2 protein-coding genes are annotated in these 1,447 nt (G+C 39.3%); both read right to left on the bottom strand.

Translation table 11 applies throughout. The annotated features are described in order from the left end of the window. Positions 1-29: 29 nt before the first annotated feature. Positions 30-1,031, bottom strand: a complete 1,002-nt coding sequence (locus tag ACRDCA_RS00305) for an IS3 family transposase (RefSeq protein ID WP_438687781.1) — start codon at positions 1,029-1,031, stop codon at positions 30-32. Positions 1,032-1,036: 5 nt separating this feature from the next. Further along, positions 1,037-1,357, bottom strand: a complete 321-nt coding sequence (locus ACRDCA_RS00300) for a hypothetical protein (RefSeq protein ID WP_438687780.1) — start codon at positions 1,355-1,357, stop codon at positions 1,037-1,039. Between the last annotated feature and the right edge of the window lie 90 nt (positions 1,358-1,447).

Raw genomic sequence — 1,447 nt, 5'->3', positions numbered from 1 at the left:
ATCCCGAAGTTTGGTTGCCTTCGCGAGCCTTATTCCTGTAAGTGGTTGACCAGAGAGGTAGAGCACTGACAAGAAGATGCGAGTAAACTATTTTCAGCGATTTCCAGTCCATCAAGTCTACCTTTTATAGCTATACTTCGGTAACTTATCCATCTTTTCTTAATTTCACCGACACACTTGGCTGCCTCTTCAGGGGTCATCATATCAATGCTCATATGAGGTCTTTCTTTGTTATAAAATTCAACTGCGGACTCTACAGCTTCTCTCACTTGCTCTATATTCTCAAAGATGCAATCTTTTAATAGTTCATTCTTCATTGTGTTATTTATACGTTCAGCCTTTGCATTCTCTTTTGGATCCCCGTTCTCAGTCATACTGATACTAATTCCATAAGATTTTAGAAGGTCAACATATTCATTACTGGCATATTGACTTCCACGGTCCGAATGATGAATAAGATTGACATCTTTATTGCCTTCTATGCGTTTTAAGGCCATTTTTAGAGCTTCTTTGGGGTATATAGTTTCCAGCGATTCCCCCACACTCCAACCAACTATTTCTTCTGAATAAGCATCAAGGATAAGAGATAAATAACAGAAGATATATGTTGATTCATCCACCCACATCGTTATGTAAGTTATATCGCTAACCCATAGTTGGTTCGGTTCTAAAGGGATTAACTCCTTGGTTAGATTTGGATAGGTTGGAAGCACATGAGTTGAATCGGTCGTCTTAGGCTTGCGGATCTTGTTGCGAACCTTTAAGCCATATTTGTCTACGATATCTTCAAATCGGTCTCTTCCCACTGGTTTATTTTCCACAAAATCACGTTGATACATAAACCAGAGTTTCATACCTCCTATACCATGATCCAACTTGCGTATATCATGAATATACTGCAATACAAATTCCTCTTGTGCTAGCTTAAGCATAAGAGCGTTCTCATCATACTTATAATAAGCCTGCTTTGTCACGCCAAATAGCGAGCAAAGGAACCGAACCTGATAGCGCTTCGAATCCTTTGCATGCAGGTTGTCTACTGTTTGGCGCCAGCTTTTTTTCGTATTGGAATGTTGAACTTAGCTTCAGCTACATTTATAAGTTCAGTGTAAGCCTCTACTTTTATCTCTGCAAGCTTAAGCTGACCCTTCAAGCTTTTAATCTCAGCTTCAAGGGTCTTTACATCCGGAGGTGACTCTAGAGTCGGTTCTGTTGCTAAAGGTTTCGTTTTCTTCATTGTGTGGATAGACTTTGCTGCGTCGAGAGAATACCTATTAATCCAACGTTGGAGTGTTTTGATCCCTATCGGCACAAATTTTGAAATCTTAATCGCACCCATTCCTTCTTTATGCAACATCAACACTTTATCTAAGTACTGTGTTCGTTGTTCAATGTAACTTCCCATTTTTTTTGTGATTTAGGAGTCAACTTTTTTCAGGCAAAGACA

Source organism: Serratia sp. (in: enterobacteria), from assembly GCF_051654945.1.
Lineage (GTDB): Bacteria > Pseudomonadota > Gammaproteobacteria > Enterobacterales > Enterobacteriaceae > Chania.
Note: the sequence above shows the minus strand (reverse complement) of the source record. Positions and strands in the feature narration are given on the sequence as shown.

What these genes read in the sequence shown, in the direction of transcription:
- ACRDCA_RS00300 (WP_438687780.1), bottom strand. Translation starts at nt 1,357, where the DNA reads ATGTTGCATAAAGAAGGAATGGGTGCGATTAAGATTTCAAAATTTGTG.